The sequence below is a fragment of the Pseudonocardia abyssalis genome, assembly GCF_019263705.2.
Classification (GTDB): domain Bacteria; phylum Actinomycetota; class Actinomycetes; order Mycobacteriales; family Pseudonocardiaceae; genus Pseudonocardia; species Pseudonocardia abyssalis.
Genome location: NZ_JADQDK010000001.1, coordinates 4,123,599 through 4,143,017, shown reverse-complemented (window position 1 = coordinate 4,143,017; position 19,419 = coordinate 4,123,599). Strand labels below are relative to the sequence as shown.

Here is a 19,419-nt window from a genome sequence, read left to right as displayed (position 1 = left end):
CGGCCCCGTCGGGGTGCCGTCCGTAGGCTGGCGATATGTCTGCTCTCCCGAAGCGCGTCCTGCTCGCTGCGCCCCGCGGCTACTGCGCCGGCGTCGACCGTGCCGTCGAGGCCGTCGAACTCGCGCTGGAGCAGCACGGCGCACCGGTGTACGTCCGCAAGCAGATCGTGCACAACCGCCACGTCGTCGAGACCCTCGAGGAGCGCGGCGCGATCTTCGTCGACGAGACCGACGAGGTGCCGCCGGGCGCGCTCGTCGTGTTCTCCGCGCACGGGGTGTCGCCCGCCGTCCACGCCCAGGCCGCGGCCCGCGAGCTGCGCACCATCGACGCCACGTGCCCGCTGGTTACGAAGGTGCACCACGAGGCGAAGCGGTTCGCCCGCGAGGACTACGACATCCTGCTGGTCGGGCACCACGGCCACGAGGAGGTCGAGGGCACCGCGGGGGAGGCGCCCGAGCACATCCAGCTCGTGGAGACCGCGGAGGACGTCGCCAACGTGACGGTCCGCGACCCCGAGAAGGTCATCTGGCTCTCGCAGACCACGCTGAGCGTCGACGAGACGATGCAGACGGTGCACGCGCTGCGCGAGCGCTTCCCCGCGCTGCAGAACCCGCCGAGCGACGACATCTGCTACGCCACGCAGAACCGTCAGGTGGCCGTCAAGGCGATGGCGGCGCAGTGCGACCTGGTGCTGGTCGTCGGCTCCACGAACTCGTCGAACTCGGTGCGGCTCGTCGAGGTCGCGCTGCAGGCCGGGGCCGGGGCGTCCTACCTGATCGACTACGCCCGCGAGATCGACGCCACCTGGCTCGACGGCGTGCGGACCGTCGGCGTCACGAGCGGCGCGTCGGTGCCGGAGGTCCTCGTGCGCGGGGTGCTCGACCGCCTCGCCGAGGACGGCTTCGGCTCCGTCGAGGAGATCACGACGGCGGAGGAGACGCTGACCTTCTCGCTGCCCCGCGAGCTGCGCCCTTCCCGCGCGTCGCGCTGACCTTCCGGGCCTTGACGGGCGTGGGGGAGCGGACCGATCCGCGCCGCCCGGTGGCGCTGCGCTTGCCCTCGGCCGGCCGCGCGGCCTCCACGGCCGCGCGCTGGGCGAGGATCCGCCCGACCCCCAGCGACAGCACGACCGCGGTGGTCCACGCCATCGTCGGGAAGCTGTTGACCAGCGGTGCACCGATCGTGATGAGCCGCTCGGAGATACCCGTTCCCGGCCGCGGCGATCCCGCGAGCAGCACCACCACCGGCACGGCGACGGCGAGCAGCAGCGGCGGCGACACCATCGGCCCGAACAGGCTCCGCCGACGCACCCACGCGACCGCGAGCACGCAGCCGCCGAGGTAGCAGACGGTGAAGACGGCGCCGAGCGTGCCGATCCGGAACAGGTCGACGACGACGCCGAGCAACGTGAGCCCGGCGGCCAGGCCGACCGCGGCGAGCGGCGGAACGCCGAGCACGGTGGCGATCACCGAGCGGTCGGGCACCGGCCAACGTCCACCGGCTCCGCGCTCGGCCACGTCAAGGGTCCGCACCGGGGCCTCGGTCATCGGCCCAGGTTAGCCCGGGGCTGGTCGTCCTCCTCGTACTGACGCCGCTCACGTTCGTGCAGGGCCACCAGGGCGTCGGCGGCCGAGGCCACCAGCTCCGGCGCCGCGATGACCCGCGGTGCACGCTCGATCTGCCCGGGCGCCGCGAGCTCGTCGTCGGCGACCTCCAGGTCGGTGAGCTTGCGCGCCGTGACCAGTACGCGCGCCTCCAACGAGCTGACGGTCTGGTTGTAGCTGCCGACCGCGGCGTCGAGGCTGCGGCCGAGCTTCGCGACGTGCGTGCCCATCGTGGCCAGGCGCCCGTGCAGTTCCTTGCCGAGCTGGTGGACCTGGGCGGCGTTGCGGGCCAGCGCCTCCTGCCGCCACGAGTACGCGACGGTGCGCAGCAGCGCGATCAGCGTGGTGGGGGTGGCGATCACGACGTCGCGGGAGAACGCGTGCTCCATCAGCGACGGGTCGGCCTGCAGCGCCGCCTCCAGGAACGGGTCGCCCGGCACGAACAGCACCACGAACTCCGGCGACGGCTGGAACGCGGCCCAGTAGGCCTTCGCCGAGAGCGTGTCGACGTGCTGGCGCAGCTGCCGGGCGTGCGCGGTGAGGCGCTCCTTGTGGGTGGCCTCGTCGCGGCTCTCCACCGCCTCCAGGTACGCCGCGAACGGCACCTTCGCGTCGACGACGACCTGCTTGCCGCCCGCGAGGTGCACCACCATGTCCGGCCGGACGCCGCCGTCCTCGCCCTGGGCGGTGACCTGCGTGGAGAAGTCGCAGTGCTCCACCATGCCCGCGAGCTGCACGATCCGCTCCAGCTGCAGCTCGCCCCAGCGGCCCCGGACCTGCGGCGCGCGCAGCGCGTTGACCAGCGACTTCGTCTCGTGCTGGAGCTGCTCGGAGCTGCGGTGCATGGTGGCGACCTGCTCGCGCAGGCCCGCGTAGGCCGACTCGCGGTCCTTCTCGACGTCGCGCAGCTGCCCCTCGACGCGCTGCAGCGTGGACGTCATCGGGTCGAGCAGGGCGCTGATCGCGTGCGCGCGGGCGGCGGCGTCACCGTCGGCCTTGGCGTGCAGCGCGGCGGTGGCCTCCTTGAGCCTGCCCTCCGCGAGCGCGACGAACTGCTCGTTGTTGCGGGCCAGCGCGTCGGCCGACAGCGCGCCGAACGCCTGCTTCAGCTCGGCGTCGCGGCGGGTGAGCAGCTCCTCGCGCTGCCCGGCCGCCGCGCGCTCGCTGCGCAGGGCGGCGTGCGCGCCCGCGGCCTCGGACTCGGCGGTGCGGAGCCGGTCGAGTGCCTGCTGCAGCTGACCGTCGAGCGCGTCGACCCGGGCGACGAGCCCGGCCCGCTCGGCCCGCACGCCCGCGGCATCGGCCCGGGCCATGGCGCTCTGGTCGGCCGCGGTGCGCGCGGCCTCCGCGACCGTGGCCCGCGCCCGGGCGGAGACCAGCGCCCACGCGGCTGCGGCGCCCAGCGCCAGCCCGACGAGCAGGCCGAGGAGAAGCACGGCGGTGTCCACGGCGTCCACCCTGCAACGCGGCCCCGACGGATCCGTGGCGGACACGCCCGCGCGGGGACCGGCGGCGCGCACCAATCGGCGAACGGTCGAACGCATGTGCGAGCCGCTATCCTGGGCGCGTGCGCGTCCTCATCGTCGCGGCCCCGCTCGCCGGGCACCTGACGGCCCTGCTGCCGTTGGCCGCCGCCGTGCGCGCCGCCGGTCACGTTGTCGCGATCGCCACCGGCGACACCGCGCTCGGCGTCGACAGCGGGGGCATCGAGACCCACGACGTGACCCCGGGCCTGCGGTTCGGCCGGGTCGGCGCGGCGGTGTCGCTGCGGCACCCGCGTGCGGCGTGGGCGGAGGTCGCGGGCCGGGGCGGCGAGGAGTTCGCGCGGCACCTGTTCGGTGCGCTGAACCGGCGGATGGCCGACCCGCTCGCGGAGCTGGTCCGCCGCACCCGCCCCGACCTGGTCGTCTACGAGCCGTGGGCCGCCGTGGGCGCGCTGGCCGCTGCCGCCGCGGGCGTGCCGTCGGTGCTGCTGGAGAACGGGCTGTTCGACGGCGGATGGGCCGCGCGGACCGCGTTCCGCGCGTTCGACGGGGAGCTGCCGGCCCCCGCCGCGGTCGTCACCGTCCGGCCGCCCTCCCTGGGCGCCTCGCCCGACCATCTGCCGATGCGCCCGGCCACCGGCTGGTCCGGGAGTCCTGACCTGCCCGCCGGGCTGGACGTCCCCGGGCCGCGACCGCGGCTGCTGGTCAGCCGCAGCACGGTGCCCGGGCCCGGTGCGGGGGATCCGACCCGGGCGGTCCTGGCCGCCGCGGACGGCCTCGACGCCGACGTCGTGCTCGTGCGGCCCGCGCCGAGGATCGCCGCGGGGCCCCTGCCCGCCAACGTCACGACGACCGGCTGGATCCCCCTGGACGCCGCACTCCCCGCCGCGACGGCGATCGTGCACCATGGCGGCGCGGGCACGACTCTCGGCGCGCTCGCCGCGGGGCGCCCGCAGCTCCTGCTGCCCGGGATCGGTGACCGCCGGGGCAACGCCGAGGCCGTCGCGGCGGCGGGCGCCGGGCTCGCCGAGCCGGTGCGCGGGATCACCGCCGAGGTGCTGACCCGCCTGCTCACCGATCCGGCGCTCCTGGTGGCGGCGGAACGCGTCGCCGCCGAGATCGCGGCCATGCCGGTCCCCGAGGACCTGGTCGGCCCGCTGCTCGCGTTCACCTGACGCGGGACCGGTTGCAGCACGGTCACCGTTGCGGCACACGCGTAACGACCGCCCGTGCGCCACCGAGAATGCGATCGACATCGCCCCGCCGTCCCGACGACGGCGGGGTGCGGGGTGGTCGTCCATCAGCGGGCCGGGACGGCGGCGGAAGAAGGAGAAGTCATGGGAGAGCGCACGCGCTCGATCGGTGTCCGTGCGATGGTCGGGGCGTTCGTCCTGGCGGGTGCGACCGGGTGCGGCGGCACGACCCCGGCCCAGGCGCCACCGGCCGCGGCTCCGACCACCACGGCGAGCGCCGCGGCCACCACCGAGGCGGCGGCGACCGGCGCACCCGCCGCCGGACGGGCGCTGGCGCAGGTCTTCCCGAACGTGGACGACGCCACGTGCGTCCCCTCGGGCGGCGACGTGCGCACCGGCACCGGCGCGGTCCCGACCGAGGCGTACACGTGCGACTACTCCTCCGTCGCCCCCAACGCCACGGTGATCTTCGCGCAGTGGCCGGACCAGACGGCCGCGCAGGCCTGGTACCAGGACACCGTGGACCTCGGTGCACGGGTCGAGAACTTCGACAAGTGGCAGGTCGGCGGCGTCGACGAGGGACCGCTCTACACCGCCCGGAACGCCAACGACGTGGTCATCTCCACCGGCGTCTACGAGAACCTGCCCTACACGTGGGAGATCCGGACCGCCACGCTCGACGAGTCGAACACGATCTTCAACCAGCTGCAGCTGAAGGGCGCGGCCGGCATCGGCTGAGCTCGCTCAGGACTCGTGGTCGAGCAGCCGCTGCTTGACCTCGACCCCCCAACGGAACCCGCCGAGCGTGCCGTCGGTGCGCAGCACCCGGTGGCACGGCACGAACAGCGCCGCGGCGTTGCGGGCACAGGCCGACGCCGCCGCCCGCACCGCCGCGGGGCGGCCGGACCTCGCGGCGTACTCGGTGTAGGTCACCGGCGCGCCCGCCGGCACGGTGCGCAGCACGTCCCAGGCGTGCTCCAGGAACTCGCCGGACCGCTGGCGCACCGGCACGTCGTCGATGGCCGAGAGGTCGCCCTCGTGGTACCGGGTGATCGCCTCGCCGACGGCGCCGAGGTCGCCCTCGGTCGTCGTCGCCGGGCGCAGCGAGGAATGGATCAGGGGCAACAGGTCGTCGAGCGACGCCGTCCAACCCGAGGCCAGCACGGCCCCGGTGTCGTCGACGACGGCGGTGAACGGTCCGATGGAGGTGTCCAGCGTGGAGTGCGTACTCATGATCTCCTCCGGGGAGTCGCTGCGGCTGCCCGCCACAGGTGGGTCGCGGCGTAGGAACGCCAGGGTTTCCAGGTCTCCGCGCGCACGGTGAGGCCGTCGGCATCGGACGGGAGCCCGAGTGCGGCGGCGCCGTGGCGCACGGCGAGGTCGGTGGCGAGCAGCTCGTCGGGATCGCCGACGAGCCGCATCGCGAGGTAGCCGGCCGTCCACGGGCCGACGCCGGGGAGCGCGACGAGCGACTCCCGCAGCCCGACGGCGTCGCGGCCGGGGTCGAGCACGAGCGAGCCGTCGGCGACGGCCGCGGCCAGCCCGACGACCGTCGCGATCCGCCGCGCCGGCCCGGTCAGCACGGACCCGCCGTGCTCGGCGATCGCCTCCGCCGTCGGGAACAGCAGGTCCGGGCCGTCCGCGGCGAGTGCCGGTGGGAGCCGGGTGCCGAGTGCCGCCGCGAGCCGGGCCGTCGCGGTGACGCCTGCGGCCAGCGAGACCTGCTGACCCAGCACCGCGCGCACGGCCGTCTCCAGCCCGTCGACGGTGCCGGGCACCCGGATCCCGGGCACGGCCGCCACCCGCGGTGCGAGCGCCGGGTCGGCGCCGAGCACCTCGTCGACGGCCACGGGGTCGGCGTCGAGGTCGAGCAGCCGGCGCAGCCGGGCGACCGCGGGGCCGAGGTCGCGAGGGTCGGCGAGGCGGAGTGTGGCGCGGACGTGTGCGTCCGACGGCGCCAGGTCGACGGTCGCGGCACCGTGCGGCAGGCGCAGCGTGCGGGCGTAGTGCCCGTCGGTCACCTGCTCGACGTCCGGCAGCGCCCGGGCCGCGAAGTGCGCGAGCAGGCCGTCGGCGTCGAAGGGCGCGCGGTGGGGCAGCCGCAGCACGAGCGTGCCCGCGACGGGCGCGGGATGGCGCCGCCCGGCCTCGGTGCGCAGCACGGTCGGCGCGACGCCGTAGACCTCGCGCACCGTGTCGTTGAACTGCCGCACGCTCGTGAACCCGGCCGCGAACGCGACGTCGGCCATGCCGAGCGGCGTCGTCTCGATCAGCAGGCGCGCGGTGTGTGCGCGGTGCGCGCGGGCGAGCGCGAGCGGCCCCGCGCCCAGTTCCGCGGTCAGCACGCGCGTGAGCTGGCGCGTCGAGTAACCCAGCGAGGACGCGAGCCCGCCGACGCCGTCGCGCTCCACGAGGCCGTCGGTGATCAGTCGCATCGCGCGGGCGGCCAGGTCGGCGCGGAGGTTCCAGTCCGGCGAGCCGGGCACGGCGTCGGGGCGGCAGCGGCGGCACGCACGGTAGCCGCGCAGCTGGGCCGCGGCGGCCGTCGGCAGGAACTCGACGTTGGTGCGCTTGGGCTTCATGGCCGGGCAGGACGGGCGGCAGTAGATCCGGGTGGTCCGCACGGCGGCGATGAAGTGACCGTCGAACCGCGCGTCGCGGGAGGCGAGGGCGTTGTAGCAACGGTCGTGGTCGAGGGGCACGGGAGCGACTCTGCCACCGTCGGCCGGCGCGCACTGGCGGGAATCGGACGTGGCTCCGGCGCGCAGATGAGAGCCGTCTCATCGGACTCTCACGGTCCGGTCACCCCGGTCGCCCAGGATCGTCGACATGCGAACCCCCCTGACCGTGGCGATCGGCGTGCTCGTCGTCGCCGGGGTCGCGGTCGGCGTCGGCTCCGTGCAGGCCGCGACCGAGGACCCCGTATCCGTCCAGCCCATCCGCGTCGAGGCGCCCGACGCGGTCGACCCCGCGGCCCCCGTCCCGGTGGCCCCACAGGATCCCACCCCGCAGGCCCCGGCCGCGCCGCAGGACGTGTCCCGGGACCCGGACGGCTACGTCGCACCCCCTCCGGCCGACGACGACGATGACGACGGACCCGACGACGACCTCGACGATGACGACGACGGCTGACCCTGCGACGCTGCGCCGGTCGATGACACCGCTCCCGACGACACAGCGCCCGACGACACCGCTCCCGACGACACCGCTCCCGACGACACTGCGGCGGGCGACCGCCGGCCCGGCCCGCCCCCCGTTCCCCGAGGACCCCATGACGAGCACGCCGCGCCTGCGCCTGCCGGGCACCGCGCGCACCCGGATCGTCGGGTGGGTGCTCGCGCTCGTCCTGCTCGCCCTCGGGGTCGTCACGGTCGTCACGTGGCGGCTGCTGATCCAGGACACCGACGCCCGGATGCGCGGGGCGCTGCTCAACGAGGTGCAGGAGTTCGGCTCCGTCGTCGCCGACGGCGTCAACCCGCGCGACGGCGCCCCGTTCCTGTCCGTCGGCGACGTGCTGGACGCCGCGATCGCCTACAACCAGGCGCGGCCCAACGAGAAGTTCCTCGGCTACGTCGACGGTGCGTTCGCCTACCAGAGCCGCCGCGCCGACGCCGCCCCCGCCGTGCTGCAGAACGATCCCGCGTTCACCGCGCTCGTCGGCGGCGTCACCGAGCCGGTGCAGGACACCTACGGGAGCAGTGCCGGCGAGGTGCTCTACCTGGCCGTGCCGATCGAGTTCCCGGACCCGCAGGGCAGTACCGGCGTCATCGTCGCGGCCTACCTCGCCGATGCGGAGCGCGAGGCCGCCCACTCCGCGGCGCGCGTGATGCTGCTGGTCGGTGCGCTGACGGCGCTGCTCGCCGCGGGCGGGGCCTGGCTCGTGGCGGGCCGGATCCTGCGCCCGCTGCGCGACGTCGCCGACACCGCGCGCTCCATCACCGAGACCGACCTCTCGCGTCGCATCCCGCTCGGCCCGGGTGGGCGGGACGGGTCGAGCGACCGCGACGAGCTGCGGGACCTCGTCCGCACCGTCAACGCCATGCTCGACCGCGTCGAGACCGGGGTCGACGTCCAGCGCCGCTTCGTCGACGACGCGGGCCACGAGCTGCGCACGCCCATCACGATCGTCCGCGGGCACCTCGAGGTGCTCGACGCCCATGACCCGGCCGACGTCACCTCCACCGTCGAGCTCGTCGACGACGAGCTGGAGCGGATGAACCGGATGGTGTCGGACCTGCTGCTGCTCGCCCGCTCCGAGCAGCCGACGTTCCTGCACCCCGAGCAGGCCGACGTCGGCGAGCTCACCGAGGACGTGTTCGGCAAGATCGTCAAACTGGGGGAGCGGGAGTGGGTGCTGGAGACCGCCGCGCGCGTCGCCGCCGTCGTCGACCCGCAGCGCGTCACGCAGGCGATCGTCGCGCTCGCCGACAACGCCGTCCGCTACACCCGCCCCGGCGACCGCATCGCGATCGGTTCGCAGCTCGCCGGTGGCCAGCTGCGGTTCTGGGTCGCCGACTCCGGACCCGGCATCGCCGAGGGCGACCGCGCGCGCATCTTCGAGCGGTTCGCCCGCGGCACGTCCACCGGCCCGCGCTCCGAGGGCGCCGGGCTGGGTCTGTCCATCATCCGCGCCATCGCGGTCGCCCACGGGGGCCAGGTGCTGCTCGACAGCGTCGTCGGCCGGGGCGCCACGTTCACCATCGCCGTCCCGGCGATCCTTCCCGAGGAGAACCCGACGTGAGTCGCATCCTGATCGCCGAGGACGAGCCGCGGATCTCCGCGTTCGTCGAGAAGGGGCTGACGGCCAACGGCTTCGTCACCACGGTCGTCGCCGACGGCCTCTCGGCCTTCGACCACGCCGTGACCGGGGCCTACGACCTGCTGGTCCTCGACATCGGCCTGCCCGGCATGGACGGGTTCGAGGTGTTGCGCACGCTGCGCTCCGACCGCTGCGCGATCCCGGTGATCGTGCTGACGGCCCGCGACAGCGTGCAGGACACCGTCGCCGGGCTGGAGGGCGGCGCCGACGACTACATGCCCAAGCCGTTCCGGTTCGAGGAGCTGCTCGCGCGCGTCCGGCTGCGGCTGACCACCGAGCGCTCCGCCGAGCTGACCGTGCTCACCCACGGCGGCCTGCAGCTCGACCTGCGCACGCGCCGCGCGCAGGTCGAGGGGCGCACCGTGGACCTGTCGGCCCGCGAGTTCGCGCTCGCCGAGACGTTCCTGCGCCACGCGGGGCAGGTGCTCTCCCGCGAGCAGCTGCTCTCGCACGTGTGGGGCTACGACTTCGACCCCGGCTCCAACGTCGTCGACGTCTACGTGCGCTACCTGCGCCGCAAGCTCGGTGCGGAGCGCATCGTCACGGTGCGGGGGATGGGCTACCGACTCGACGCGATCGACTGAGCGGCCTCAGCCGCAGACCGCTCCGAGCACCCCGCCGCAGGACGCCCCGAGCGGTTCGGTGACGCGTCCGAGCAGGGAGTCCGGCCGGTCCCCGGCCTCCGTCCCGGCGTCGGATCCGGCCCCGGAGCCGGTGTCGGAGCCGGTGTCGGCGTCGGCCGACCCGCCGTCGGGCTCCCGCGACGGCTGGTCCGCGGGGGGTGCGTCCCGGGTGGGTTCCTCGAGGCGCGGCGCGGGCGCCGGCGCGGCCGGGCCTTCCGCCGGGACCGCGACCGGAGCAGGGGTCGGCGCGGGCGCGGGCGCGGCGACGGGTGCCCGGCGCGGGGCCGGTTCGGCGGCGCGGCCCGGGGCGCGGCGGGCGGGCTCGGCCACGGGCTCCACGAGGACCGGTGCGGGGGCGGCCGCCGCCGGCTCGGGCTGGACCTCGCTGGCGGGCAGCTGCGGCACCAGACCCTCCCGGGCCGTGGCGTCGGCGTCGACCGCCTGCGCCGCGGCGGTGTCGGCGACGGCCTCATCGGAGAGCCGGACCACCGTCGTCCCGCTCGCGACGAGCGCCGCCCCGGCCGCCGCCGCGAGCAACGTCCGGACGATTCCGCGCACGAGCCCCACCCCCGGTCGCCTGCGATGTCTGGCGGGCAGACGGTACCGCCGATCGGCCTAGCGTGGCGAACGGTGGGTACCCACGCCGCGCGAGCCCCTCCCTCCCCGCCCCCGAGTCGCTGTTCCTCAGCCCGCGAGTCGCTGTTCCTCCGCCCGCGAGTCGCTGTTCCTCAGCCCGCGAGTCGCGGGATTCCCGCCCCCGAGTCGCGCCTGCGACCGGTCCGGTGGCGGCGACTACGCTGGTACCTCGTGTCACTCACCCTCGGGATCGTCGGCCTGCCCAACGTCGGCAAGTCGACGCTGTTCAACGCCCTGACCAACAACGACGTGCTCGCCGCGAACTACCCGTTCGCCACGATCGAGCCCAACGTCGGGGTGGTCCCGCTGCCCGATCCACGGCTCGCCGAGCTCGCGAAGATCCACAGCTCGGTGAAGCTGGTGCCGGCCGTCGTGTCGTTCGTCGACATCGCCGGGATCGTCAAGGGCGCGTCCGAGGGGGCGGGGCTGGGCAACAAGTTCCTGGCCAACATCCGCGAGTCCGACGCGATCTGCCAGGTCGTGCGCGTGTTCGACGACCCGGACGTCATCCACGTCGACGACCGCATCGACCCGGCGTCCGACATCGAGACGATCTCCACCGAGCTGATCCTCGCCGACCTGCAGACGCTGGAGAAGGCCGTCCCGCGCCTGACCAAGGAAGCGCGGATGCAGAAGGACCGCCGCCCCGTCCTGGAGGCCGCGGAGCAGGCCGTCGAGATCCTCAACGGCGGCACCACGCTGTTCGCCGCGGGCGTCGACACCGAGCCGCTGCGCGAGCTGACGCTGCTCACCACGAAGCCGTTCCTCTACGTCTTCAACGCCGACGAGGGCGTGCTCACCGACGACGCGAAGCGCAAGGAGCTCGCCGAGCTGGTGGCCCCGGCCGACGCGGTGTTCCTCGACGCCAAGGTCGAGTCGGAGCTGCTCGAGCTGGACGAGGAGTCGGCGCGCGAGCTGCTGGAGTCGATCGGCCAGGCCGAGCCCGGGCTCTACTCCCTGGCCCGCGCCGGATTCCACACCCTGGGCCTGCAGACCTACCTCACCGCCGGGCCGAAGGAGGCCCGCGCGTGGACGATCCCGCAGGGCGCCACCGCCCCCCAGGCCGCCGGCGTGATCCACACCGACTTCGAGCGCGGCTTCATCAAGGCCGAGATCGTGTCCTACGACGACCTCATCTCCGCGAAGTCGATGGCCGCCGCGAAGGCCGCGGGCAAGGTGCGCATGGAGGGCAAGGACTACGTGATGGCCGACGGGGACGTGGTGGAGTTCCGCTTCAACGTCTGACCGTCACCGCGATCCCGCGGCCACCAGCCTCGCCGTGAGGGGCTCGAGCGCGGCGAACAGCTCGTCGAGCTCGGCGGGGGACAGGGCGTCGTACGGCGCGGCGGCGAGTTCGTCGGTGAGGTCCTCGATGCGCTGTTTGGTCTCGCGGCCGGCGTCGGTGAAGTGGCCCCCGGCGTCGACGAGCCCGCGCTCGCGCAGCCCGTCCATGACCTCGACCAGCCGCTCCCTCGGCAGGTGGTGGATGCGCCCGAACGACTCCGGCGGGTGGATGCCCATCTCGAGCGCGGACAGTACGTGGGCCTCCGCCCCGCCGATGCCGGTGCCGAGCAGGACGGCGACGTGCCCGTCACCGCGGTGCTCGCGCAGCATGGTCGCGGAGTGCCACAGCCGGGTGACCGGGTCGCTCGGCACGGGGAGGGCGCGCCATCCGGCGTACAGCACCCGCCCCTGCACGGGCGCGCTCGTGGCCGCCACGGTGACCAGGTCGGCGGCGCGTGCCAGGCCGGGCGAGTCGGCCAGCCCGTCGCCGAGGATCCGCCGCACGGAGGCCGCGCTGCCCCGGCGCCACGAGGCGAAGGACGTCTCCGGCGGGACCGTCTCCCACGCACTCGGGATGTGGCGTGCGACCTCCCCGTCGGCGAAGCTGTAGAAGGCCGCGTCCACGACCTCCGCCGGCACCCGTCCCAGCGGCGCGGCGCGGCTGGCGAAGTAGCCGTCCCAGTAGGTGCGGTGGCCGAGCGCGGTCAGCTCCTCGGCGGACTCGCCGGCGAGGTAGGTGACCAGGCAGATCGGCTCGAGGAGCTCGAACATGCGGCGGGCGGTCGTCGTGGCGGTCATGCTCCTCCGACGTCGTGGGTGCCCCGGACTCATCGGTCCGGGCCGGTCCTGTGTGCCCCGCGATCTGCCGGGAGCGCGCGGAAGGGCTCGGGCCTACTGCGCGCTCCACGGCCGGAGCCCCCCGGTACCTTCCCCGGCCCGCGCGCCCGTGAGATCGACCTCCGCGGCCGTCGCGGTGGTGGCGGTGCGGCCGGGGCCGCTCTGGAACCCCCAGTACAGGTTGGTGTGCGCGATGACCTGCGGGGGCGGCGGGGCGCCGTAGGCCGTGAGGTCCTCCGTGGTGTGGGCGTCGGTGACGAGGACGGTGTCGTAACCGCGGACGAACGCGCCGTGCAGCGTGGCGCGGATGCAGGCGTCGGTCTGGGCGCCCGCGACGACGACCCGGCCGACCCCCAACCCGGCGAGGACCTCGGCCAGTTCGGTGGCCTCGAAGGAGTCGCCGTGCTCCTTCTCGATGCGCGGCTCGTGGTCGGCGGGGTCCAGCTCCGGCACGACGCCCCACGTGTCGCTCCCCCGAGGGAACTCGTCGTCGGTCTGTTGCACCCACACCACCGGCACCTGCTCGTGGCGGGCGCGGGCGACGAGCGCGGCGACCTTGCCGACGACGGCGTCGCGATCGTGCGCCTCGACGACGACACCGTTCTGGACGTCGACGACGAGCAGTGCGGTGTGCGGGCGGTCCGGCCAGGTGGTCACGGACCGACCGTATCGCCGCCCCCTGACATTCTCCGGCGGCCGGAGCGATGATTCCCCGGCGGCGGGCGGGTCTCCTCCCCGTCAGCCCGTCCGACGCAGGAGGTACCCCGTGCAGTCGTCCCGCGAGACCGTGTGGTCGCTCGTCCACGACGAGCGCGCCGCCCTGGCCGCCGACCTCGCCGACCTCGCGCCCGAGCAGTGGGCCGTGCCGTCGCTGTGCGGTCGGTGGTCTGTGGAGGAGGTCGTCGCCCACCTGACGGCGGCGGCGAGCCTGGGCCCGTTCCGCTGGATCCGCAGCATGGCGGGCGCCCGGTTCGACGCCGAGCTGCACAACGCCCGACGCCTCGCCGAGCACCGCGGTGCGACACCCGCGGAGACGCTGGCCCGGTTCCGCGCGGTCGTCCCGAGCACGACGGCCGCGTCCGGGCACACGCCCGCGTGGCTCGGGGAGGTGGTGGTCCACGCCGGTGACCTCCGCCGCCCGCTCAGGCTGCCGCACTCCCCGTCGGTCGAAGCGGCCACGGAGGTCGCCCGCTTCTTCGCCTCCCGCGACTTCACCGTGAACAGCCGGACGGCGATCGCCGGGCTGCGGCTGGAAGCCGTCGACGGGGAGTTCGCGACGGGCGAGGGCCCGCTCGTGCGCGGCACCACCGTCGCGCTGGTGATGGCGATGTCCGGCCGGGCGGCGTTCTGCGACGACCTCGAGGGCCCCGGCGTCGAGACGCTGCGGGGTCGGGCCTGACCGCTCACGGTCCGAGCAGGTCCCAGCGGTTGCCCGCGACGTCGAGGAACACGGCGATCCGGCCGTAGGGCTCGGTGCGGGGGTCCGTCACGAACTCCACCCCGGCAGCCGTCATCCGGTCGTGCGCGGCGGCGAAGTCGTCGACCCGCAGGAAGAAGCCCACCCGGCCGGCGGCCTGTGCGCCGACGGCCGCGGACTGCGTCGGCCCGTCGGCTCGGGCCAGCAGCAGCCCGGTCTGCGCCCCGGGTGGTCGCACCACCACCCAGCGCTTCGGCCGGCCGTCGTTCGTGAGCGAGGGGGAGTCGTCGACGAGGTCGAACCCGAGGACGTCGACGTAGAAGGCGATGGCGGGGTCGTAGTCGTCGACGACCAGCGTGACCAGCTCGATGTGCACCGCCGGACTTTAGCGTCAACCCGGGGTTGACGACACTCGATCGTCAACCTACGGTTGACGCATGACGATCCGCATGGACAACCCCGTCCGCCTCGACGACCTGATCGCGGCCATCTCCTCGGTCCACGAGGAACCGCTCGAACGCCTCTCCGGTGCGGTGATCGCCGCCGATGCCCTCGGTGACGTCGCCGACCACCTCATCGGCCACTTCGTCGACCAGGCCCGCCGCTCCGGGGCGTCGTGGACGGAGATCGGCGCGAGTATGGGTGTCACGAAGCAGGCCGTGCAGAAACGGTTCGTGCCGAAGGCCGACACGGCGGAGAACTTCAGCCGCTTCACCGCACTCGCCCGCGGTGCCGTGGTGGCGGCGCAGAACGCGGCGCACGCGGCGGGCAACGACTCGATCACCCCCGCCCACCTCGTGCTGGGGCTGCTCGCCGAACCCGGCTCGGTGGCCGCTGCGGCGTTCGCCGCACAGGGGGTGGAGCCCGCTGCCGTGCGCGCCGCGGCGACCGCGGTGCTGCCGCCACCGGCCGCGGAGGTCCCCGCCCTGATCCCCTTCGACGCCCCGGCCCGCAAGGCGCTGGAGCTGACGTTCCGGGAGGCGCTGCGGCTGGAGCACGAGACCGTCGGCACCGGGCACGTCCTGCTCGCGCTGCTGGAGGTGGAGGACGGCGACGGACCGCTGTCGGGTCTCGGCCTCCGCAAGTCCGTCGTGGACGCGACCCCGGACGGGGAGCTGGAGTCGTAACCTCCTCTCCCATGAGGCGGATCGCGGTGCTGATGGTGGCGGCCGGACTGGCGGTGCTCCCGGCCTGCGCGCCGGCCGCGGCGACGGCTCAACCGGAGGCGGCTCCCGGTGCGCCCGGCATCGGCGACCCGTACTTCCCGCTCGACGGCAACGGCGGCTACGACGTCGACCGCTACGACCTCGACGTCACCTACGACCCGCCCACCGACGTCCTCACGGGCGTCGCGCAGGTGTCGGCGCGCGCGACGCAGGGGCTCTCCGCGTTCAATCTCGACCTGTCCGGGCTGGAGGTCCGCGCGATCACCGTCGACGGCGTCGACGCCGCCTTCGCCCGCGACGCCGGCGAACTCACCGTCACCCCCGCGGAACCGATCGCCGACGGGGCCCCGTTCACCACCGTCGTCACCTACGACGGGGTGCCGCGGCTCGTCGTGGACAGCTTCGGTTCGGCCGGGTTCTTCGCCACGGACGACGGGGCGCTCGTCGTCGGGCAGCCCGACGTCGCCGCGACCTGGTTCCCCGTCAACGACCACCCGCTCGACCCGGCCGCCTTCACGTTCCGGATCACCGCGCCCGACGGCCTGGCCGCGATCGCCAACGGCGTGCTCGACTCCACGACCAGCAGCGGCGGCCTGACCACCACCACCTGGATCGCCGATGAGCCGATGGCGCCGTACCTGGCGGGCATGGCGATCGGGGCGTTCGACGTACAGGCGTACGAGCGGGACGGCATCCGCTACTGGGACGCGTTCGCACCCGGTCTCGGCGCGGCCGACGCGGTGGCCCGCGCCTCGCTCGCGCGCCAGCCCGAGGTGCTGGGCTACCTGCAGGAGGTGTTCGGGCCCTACCCGTTCGACGCGGCGGGCGGCATCGTCGACGACGAGCCGCGGCTGGAGTTCGCGCTGGAGAACCAGACCCGCCCGATCTACTCGCCGAGCTTCTTCGCCGACGCGGTCTCGGGCGATTCGGTCGTCGTGCACGAGCTGGCCCACCAGTGGTTCGGTGACGGCCTGCCGCTCGCCCGGTGGAGCGACATCTGGCTCAACGAGGGCTTCGCGACCTACGCCGAGTGGCTGTGGGCCGAGCGCGAGGGCACCGCCACCGTCCGGCAGCAGTTCGACGAGGCCGCCGCGCTCCCGGCTGCCGACCCGTTCTGGTCGGTGACGATCGGCGACCCCGGGTCCGAGCGGATCTTCGACGAGGCCGTCTACGTCCGCGGCGCGATGACCCTGCACGCGTTGCGCACCGCCGTCGGCGACGAGGCGTTCTTCCGCATCCTCCCCGGGTGGGCGGCGACCCGCGCCGGGACGAACGTCGCGACCGCCGACTTCGTCGCGTTCGCCGAGGAGGTCTCCGGCCAGGAGCTCGACGAGCTGTTCACCATCTGGCTCGCGACGCCGCAGAGGCCCGCCGGGCTCGGCTGACGGGAGTCAGCGGACGAGGCGGATCCCCTGGCGGGGGATGGTGCAGACGGGCTCGGCCGATCCGGAGGCCAGCAGGCGCAGCACGCCGGCCATCGCCCAGCACCGGTCCTCGTGGGAGCTGTCGGTGTCGATGTAGAGCACCCAGCCGTTCTCGGTCGACTCCAGGCGGGCCACGGAGTCGCGCATCGACGTGTAGACGACGCCGGCGAGTGTGCGGACGCCCTCGACGAGCTCCTCGGCTGCGGCCGACGTCCTCATTCCCATGGCCGGCCGACCGTGGGCGGGGCGGGGCGTTCACAGGGCACGCTACGACTCCTCGTGCGGTAGTGCGCTGCGACGCGAGGTCAGGGCGGGGTCAGCACAGTGCGGGCCCGGGCCACTGGTCCTGGCCGGGTCTCGGGGTACGTCCCTCATAGCGGTGACCGGGTCGCCGGTGTTGCACGCCCGGGCCGACTGCACCGGATCAGTGCAACGGCACGGGGTCCCGATCACCGGCTGTCAGCGCGCGGCTCACCGGTTGGGCCGTTGTGACGGCGGCGGGAGGGGGCAGCCGACTTCGGCCAGTCGACGGCCGTGTCCGCCGCGCGGGCCGCCGGCACCGCCCCGTCGCGGTCCTGTGCGGAGTCGGCGACCGCCGCGCGGACCAGGGCCAGGATGGCGTCGCGCATGACGTCCGGCAGCCGCTCCGTGCCCTCCGGCAGCAGCGCCGCGAGCGCGCTGGCCTGCGAACGGACGTCCAGTCCGACCGCACGGGCGGCGGCGAGCACCACGGTGGTGATGTCGACGTCGAGCACGGTGGCGATGACCGTCAGGGACGCGGGGTCGGGGAACCTCTTCTGCGGTGTGCCGGAACCCAGTTGCTGCCACCGGCCGCGGGTGAGTGCGTGCGCCGAGCGGTTCTCGAGGTCGGTGTAGGACCAGCCGTGCTCCGCCATCCGGTTGCGGATGAGCTGGTTCAGCATCACCGGCACGTCGCCCGGTCCGGTCGGTCCCGTCACGCGTCGGCCTCGCTCCTCGTGGGACTCGCTCACAGTCGACCGGCCGTCGCCCTTGACGCTTGGTGCATCACCGCTTGACAGACCGTAGTGCAAGGCGCAGGCTGTTGTTTGTCAAGCAATAGAAGACGGTCACGGGTCGATCACTCGGTCGCGTGAGCGTACAGGCCGTCACCGGCGTCGGTGACGCCATCACGTCGTCCGGACGCCCGGCCCGCGGCCCCCGAGGCCGCACGCGTCCCGGTGCGACGTGTCCCCGGCTGCTCGAGGCCGCTCCCCGCCGCCTCCGCGGCGCACATCCCCTTCCGGCGCGCCCGCCGGCTCATCTCGGCACGCCCTGGACGGGGTGGCCGACCCCTGTCTGGAGACGACGTGCCCACCATGAACCAACCCGTGCCGCCGGCCGGCACGAGACGGGCCCGCATCGGTGCCGCCGTCACGGCCACCGTCGCGCTGCTCGTGACCACGCTGATGCTGCTGGCCGCGGGTACCGCGCTGGCCGCGACGGCGGTGCCGCTCGGCACCGCGGCGAGCTTCGCCGTGCTCGCGGGCTCGACCGTGACCAACACCGGTCCGACCCAGGTGTCCGGTGACCTCGGACTCAGCCCGGGCTCCGCCGTGACCGGGTTCCCGCCCGGTCTGGTCAGCGGCGGCACGCAGCAGGTCGCCAACTCCGTCGCGCTGCAGGCCCAGTCGGACCTGACGATCGCCTACGACAACGCGGCCGGTCAGCCCCGCGACGCCGCGTCGGGCACCGAGCTCGGCGGGCAGACGTTCGTCGCGGGTGTGTACGGCGACGCCGGACCGCTGGGCCTGACCGGCACCGTGACCCTGGACGCCCAGGGGGACCCCGGCGCGGTGTTCGTCTTCCAGGCAGGTTCCACCCTGATCACCGCGTCGAACAGCACGGTCGCCCTCATCAACGGCGCGAACGCCTGCAACGTGTTCTGGCAGGTCGGCAGCTCCGCGACGCTGGGTACCGGCACCACGTTCCGCGGAACGGTCATGGCGCTGACCTCGATCTCCGCCAACACCGGCGCGACCGTGCAGGGCCGTCTGCTCGCCCGCAACGGCGCCGTCACCCTCGACAACAACGTGATCAACCGGACGGGCTGCGCGGCCACCCCCGCTCCCGAGCCGACCACGACGCCGCCGACCACGACGACGGCCCCGCCGACGACGACCACGACGGCCCCGCCGACGACGACCACGACGGCCCCGCCGACGACGACCACGACGGCCCCGCCGACGACGACCACGGCCCCGCCGACGACGACCACGACGGCCCCGCCGACGACGACCACGGCCCCGCCGACGACGACGACGGGCAACCCCGGCAACCCCGGCAATCCTGGGAACCCGGGCAATCCTGGGAACCCGGGCAATCCTGGGAACCCGGGCAACCCCGGTAACCCGGGCAACCCCGGTAACCCGGGCAACCCCGGAAACCCGGGCAACCCCGGAAACCCGGGCAACCCCGGAAACCCGGGCAACCCTGGAAGCCCCGGTAACCCGGGCAACCCCGGTAACCCGGGCAACCCTGGAAGCCCCGGTAACCCCGGAAACCCGGGCAACCCCGGAAACCCGGGCAACCCCGGAGACTCTGATGAGTCCGACGTTCCCGGTGACGAGGACAACTCCGACAACGGCGAGGGCGTCGACAACGGTGAGGACTCCGGCAGCGGCGAAGGTGTCGAGAACGGCGACGACACCGACAACGGTGACTCCGAGGACCGGGGGGACGTGACCACCCCGGCCGCCGGGAGCGGTTCCGGTAGCGGCGGCGGTGACGGCGGCGTGACCGGGGGCAACGGATCCGGTTCCGACGTCGTGGTCCCGCTCGGTTTCCCGGCCACCGGCGCGGGCGGCACGGCCGGCCCCGACGACGTGGCCTGGGTGCTCGCCGGCGGGTTGGTGCTCCTCGGCTCCACCGCGCTGGCCCTGCGGTTCCACCGTCGCCGGAACGTCCGGTGAT

The 19,419-nt window shown here is 74.4% G+C and carries 21 protein-coding genes; 11 read left to right on the top strand and 10 right to left on the bottom strand.

What is annotated here, in order from left to right; translation table 11 throughout:
• Positions 1-35 precede the first annotated feature (35 nt).
• A complete protein-coding gene (locus I4I81_RS20035; RefSeq protein ID WP_218603578.1) occupies positions 36-992 on the top strand; it encodes a 4-hydroxy-3-methylbut-2-enyl diphosphate reductase in 957 nt (318 codons plus the stop codon).
• Here the strand turns inward: I4I81_RS20035 and I4I81_RS20030 are convergent.
• Together I4I81_RS20030 and I4I81_RS20025 are read right to left on the bottom strand one after the other, a co-directional pair.
• The gene (locus I4I81_RS20030; RefSeq protein WP_218603579.1) at positions 922-1,548 is read right to left on the bottom strand and encodes a DUF6542 domain-containing protein; all 627 of its coding nucleotides are present in this window, start codon (positions 1,546-1,548) and stop codon (positions 922-924) included. The two genes, I4I81_RS20035 and I4I81_RS20030, sit on opposite strands and share 71 nt — an antisense overlap.
• Positions 1,545-3,053 carry a DNA recombination protein RmuC gene (locus tag I4I81_RS20025; protein ID WP_226363473.1) on the bottom strand — a complete coding sequence of 503 codons (1,509 nt, stop codon included), beginning with the start codon at positions 3,051-3,053 and terminating at the stop codon, positions 1,545-1,547. Before I4I81_RS20025 ends, I4I81_RS20030 begins: the two co-directional genes overlap by 4 nt.
• A 119-nt stretch (positions 3,054-3,172) precedes the next feature.
• On the opposite strand from I4I81_RS20025, the gene I4I81_RS20020 reads away from it, so the two are divergent.
• Both I4I81_RS20020 and I4I81_RS20015 read left to right on the top strand, forming a co-directional pair.
• Entirely contained in the window at positions 3,173-4,264 is a 1,092-nt protein-coding gene (locus tag I4I81_RS20020) for a glycosyltransferase (protein ID WP_218603581.1), read from the top strand.
• Between the two features lie 162 nt (positions 4,265-4,426).
• Complete coding sequence (locus I4I81_RS20015) at positions 4,427-5,020, top strand: hypothetical protein (protein ID WP_218603582.1); 594 nt, start codon at positions 4,427-4,429, stop codon at positions 5,018-5,020.
• A 6-nt stretch (positions 5,021-5,026) separates the two neighbouring features.
• Here the strand turns inward: I4I81_RS20015 and I4I81_RS20010 are convergent, their stop codons facing one another.
• Both I4I81_RS20010 and I4I81_RS20005 read right to left on the bottom strand, forming a co-directional pair.
• Positions 5,027-5,515: a methylated-DNA--[protein]-cysteine S-methyltransferase gene (locus tag I4I81_RS20010; RefSeq protein ID WP_218603583.1), complete on the bottom strand. Its 489-nt coding sequence runs from the start codon at positions 5,513-5,515 to the stop codon at positions 5,027-5,029.
• Positions 5,512-6,984 (bottom strand): AlkA N-terminal domain-containing protein, encoded by a 1,473-nt coding sequence (locus tag I4I81_RS20005; RefSeq protein ID WP_218603584.1) that lies wholly within the window; start codon positions 6,982-6,984, stop codon positions 5,512-5,514. The genes I4I81_RS20010 and I4I81_RS20005 overlap by 4 nt, the downstream gene beginning before the upstream one ends.
• Positions 6,985-7,111: 127 nt before the next feature.
• Here I4I81_RS20005 and I4I81_RS20000 point away from each other — a divergent pair, with 127 nt between their 5' ends.
• From I4I81_RS20000 to I4I81_RS19990, 3 genes are all read left to right on the top strand, one after another.
• Positions 7,112-7,414 (top strand): hypothetical protein, encoded by a 303-nt coding sequence (locus tag I4I81_RS20000; RefSeq protein ID WP_218616257.1) that lies wholly within the window; start codon positions 7,112-7,114, stop codon positions 7,412-7,414.
• Positions 7,415-7,553: 139 nt separating this feature from the next.
• A complete protein-coding gene (locus tag I4I81_RS19995; protein ID WP_218616256.1) occupies positions 7,554-9,023 on the top strand; it encodes a sensor histidine kinase in 1,470 nt (489 codons plus the stop codon).
• On the top strand, positions 9,020-9,685 hold the full coding sequence (locus I4I81_RS19990; protein WP_218606428.1) for a response regulator transcription factor: 666 nt from the start codon (positions 9,020-9,022) through the stop codon (positions 9,683-9,685). Before I4I81_RS19995 ends, I4I81_RS19990 begins: the two co-directional genes overlap by 4 nt.
• Positions 9,686-9,691: 6 nt before the next feature.
• Here I4I81_RS19990 and I4I81_RS19985 read toward each other — a convergent pair whose 3' ends face one another.
• The gene (locus I4I81_RS19985; protein ID WP_218616255.1) at positions 9,692-10,282 is read right to left on the bottom strand and encodes a hypothetical protein; all 591 of its coding nucleotides are present in this window, start codon (positions 10,280-10,282) and stop codon (positions 9,692-9,694) included.
• A gap of 249 nt (positions 10,283-10,531) precedes the next feature.
• On the opposite strand from I4I81_RS19985, the gene ychF reads away from it, so the two are divergent.
• A complete protein-coding gene (gene ychF / locus I4I81_RS19980) occupies positions 10,532-11,605 on the top strand; it encodes a redox-regulated ATPase YchF (protein WP_218604566.1) in 1,074 nt (357 codons plus the stop codon).
• Positions 11,606-11,608: 3 nt separating this feature from the next.
• On the opposite strand, the gene I4I81_RS19975 is transcribed toward ychF, so the two are convergent.
• Together I4I81_RS19975 and I4I81_RS19970 are read right to left on the bottom strand one after the other, a co-directional pair.
• Positions 11,609-12,442, bottom strand: a complete 834-nt coding sequence (locus I4I81_RS19975; RefSeq protein WP_225924642.1) for an SCO6745 family protein — start codon at positions 12,440-12,442, stop codon at positions 11,609-11,611.
• 93 nt (positions 12,443-12,535) lie between these two features.
• A complete protein-coding gene (locus tag I4I81_RS19970) occupies positions 12,536-13,138 on the bottom strand; it encodes an isochorismatase family protein (protein WP_218604565.1) in 603 nt (200 codons plus the stop codon).
• Between the two features lie 109 nt (positions 13,139-13,247).
• Between I4I81_RS19970 and I4I81_RS19965 the strand changes: the two genes are divergently transcribed.
• Positions 13,248-13,880 carry a maleylpyruvate isomerase family mycothiol-dependent enzyme gene (locus tag I4I81_RS19965; RefSeq protein ID WP_218604564.1) on the top strand — a complete coding sequence of 211 codons (633 nt, stop codon included), beginning with the start codon at positions 13,248-13,250 and terminating at the stop codon, positions 13,878-13,880.
• Positions 13,881-13,884: 4 nt separating this feature from the next.
• Here I4I81_RS19965 and I4I81_RS19960 read toward each other — a convergent pair whose 3' ends face one another.
• Positions 13,885-14,274, bottom strand: coding sequence for a VOC family protein (locus tag I4I81_RS19960; RefSeq protein WP_218604563.1), 390 nt, complete (start codon positions 14,272-14,274; stop codon positions 13,885-13,887).
• A gap of 61 nt (positions 14,275-14,335) precedes the next feature.
• On the opposite strand from I4I81_RS19960, the gene I4I81_RS19955 reads away from it, so the two are divergent.
• Entirely contained in the window at positions 14,336-15,025 is a 690-nt protein-coding gene (locus I4I81_RS19955; RefSeq protein WP_218604562.1) for a Clp protease N-terminal domain-containing protein, read from the top strand.
• An 11-nt stretch (positions 15,026-15,036) separates the two neighbouring features.
• Positions 15,037-16,449, top strand: coding sequence for a M1 family metallopeptidase (locus tag I4I81_RS19950; RefSeq protein WP_218604561.1), 1,413 nt, complete (start codon positions 15,037-15,039; stop codon positions 16,447-16,449).
• Between the two features lie 6 nt (positions 16,450-16,455).
• Here the strand turns inward: I4I81_RS19950 and I4I81_RS19945 are convergent, their stop codons facing one another.
• Both I4I81_RS19945 and I4I81_RS19940 read right to left on the bottom strand, forming a co-directional pair.
• On the bottom strand, positions 16,456-16,713 hold the full coding sequence (locus I4I81_RS19945; RefSeq protein ID WP_218604560.1) for a hypothetical protein: 258 nt from the start codon (positions 16,711-16,713) through the stop codon (positions 16,456-16,458).
• 224 nt (positions 16,714-16,937) lie between these two features.
• Positions 16,938-17,447, bottom strand: a complete 510-nt coding sequence (locus tag I4I81_RS19940) for a hypothetical protein (protein ID WP_218604559.1) — start codon at positions 17,445-17,447, stop codon at positions 16,938-16,940.
• 378 nt (positions 17,448-17,825) lie between these two features.
• Here I4I81_RS19940 and I4I81_RS19935 point away from each other — a divergent pair, with 378 nt between their 5' ends.
• Positions 17,826-19,418 (top strand): ice-binding family protein, encoded by a 1,593-nt coding sequence (locus I4I81_RS19935; protein ID WP_218616254.1) that lies wholly within the window; start codon positions 17,826-17,828, stop codon positions 19,416-19,418.
• The last annotated feature ends 1 nt before the right edge of the window (position 19,419 follow it).

What these genes read in the sequence shown, in the direction of transcription:
- I4I81_RS20035 (WP_218603578.1), top strand. Translation starts at nt 36, where the DNA reads ATGTCTGCTCTCCCGAAGCGCGTCCTGCTCGCTGCGCCCCGCGGCTAC.
- I4I81_RS20030 (WP_218603579.1), bottom strand. Translation starts at nt 1,548, where the DNA reads ATGACCGAGGCCCCGGTGCGGACCCTTGACGTGGCCGAGCGCGGAGCC.
- I4I81_RS20015 (WP_218603582.1), top strand. Translation starts at nt 4,427, where the DNA reads ATGGGAGAGCGCACGCGCTCGATCGGTGTCCGTGCGATGGTCGGGGCG.
- I4I81_RS20010 (WP_218603583.1), bottom strand. Translation starts at nt 5,515, where the DNA reads ATGAGTACGCACTCCACGCTGGACACCTCCATCGGACCGTTCACCGCC.
- I4I81_RS20000 (WP_218616257.1), top strand. Translation starts at nt 7,112, where the DNA reads ATGCGAACCCCCCTGACCGTGGCGATCGGCGTGCTCGTCGTCGCCGGG.
- I4I81_RS19995 (WP_218616256.1), top strand. Translation starts at nt 7,554, where the DNA reads ATGACGAGCACGCCGCGCCTGCGCCTGCCGGGCACCGCGCGCACCCGG.
- I4I81_RS19975 (WP_225924642.1), bottom strand. Translation starts at nt 12,442, where the DNA reads ATGACCGCCACGACGACCGCCCGCCGCATGTTCGAGCTCCTCGAGCCG.
- I4I81_RS19955 (WP_218604562.1), top strand. Translation starts at nt 14,336, where the DNA reads ATGACGATCCGCATGGACAACCCCGTCCGCCTCGACGACCTGATCGCG.
- I4I81_RS19950 (WP_218604561.1), top strand. Translation starts at nt 15,037, where the DNA reads ATGAGGCGGATCGCGGTGCTGATGGTGGCGGCCGGACTGGCGGTGCTC.
- I4I81_RS19945 (WP_218604560.1), bottom strand. Translation starts at nt 16,713, where the DNA reads ATGGGAATGAGGACGTCGGCCGCAGCCGAGGAGCTCGTCGAGGGCGTC.
- I4I81_RS19935 (WP_218616254.1), top strand. Translation starts at nt 17,826, where the DNA reads ATGAACCAACCCGTGCCGCCGGCCGGCACGAGACGGGCCCGCATCGGT.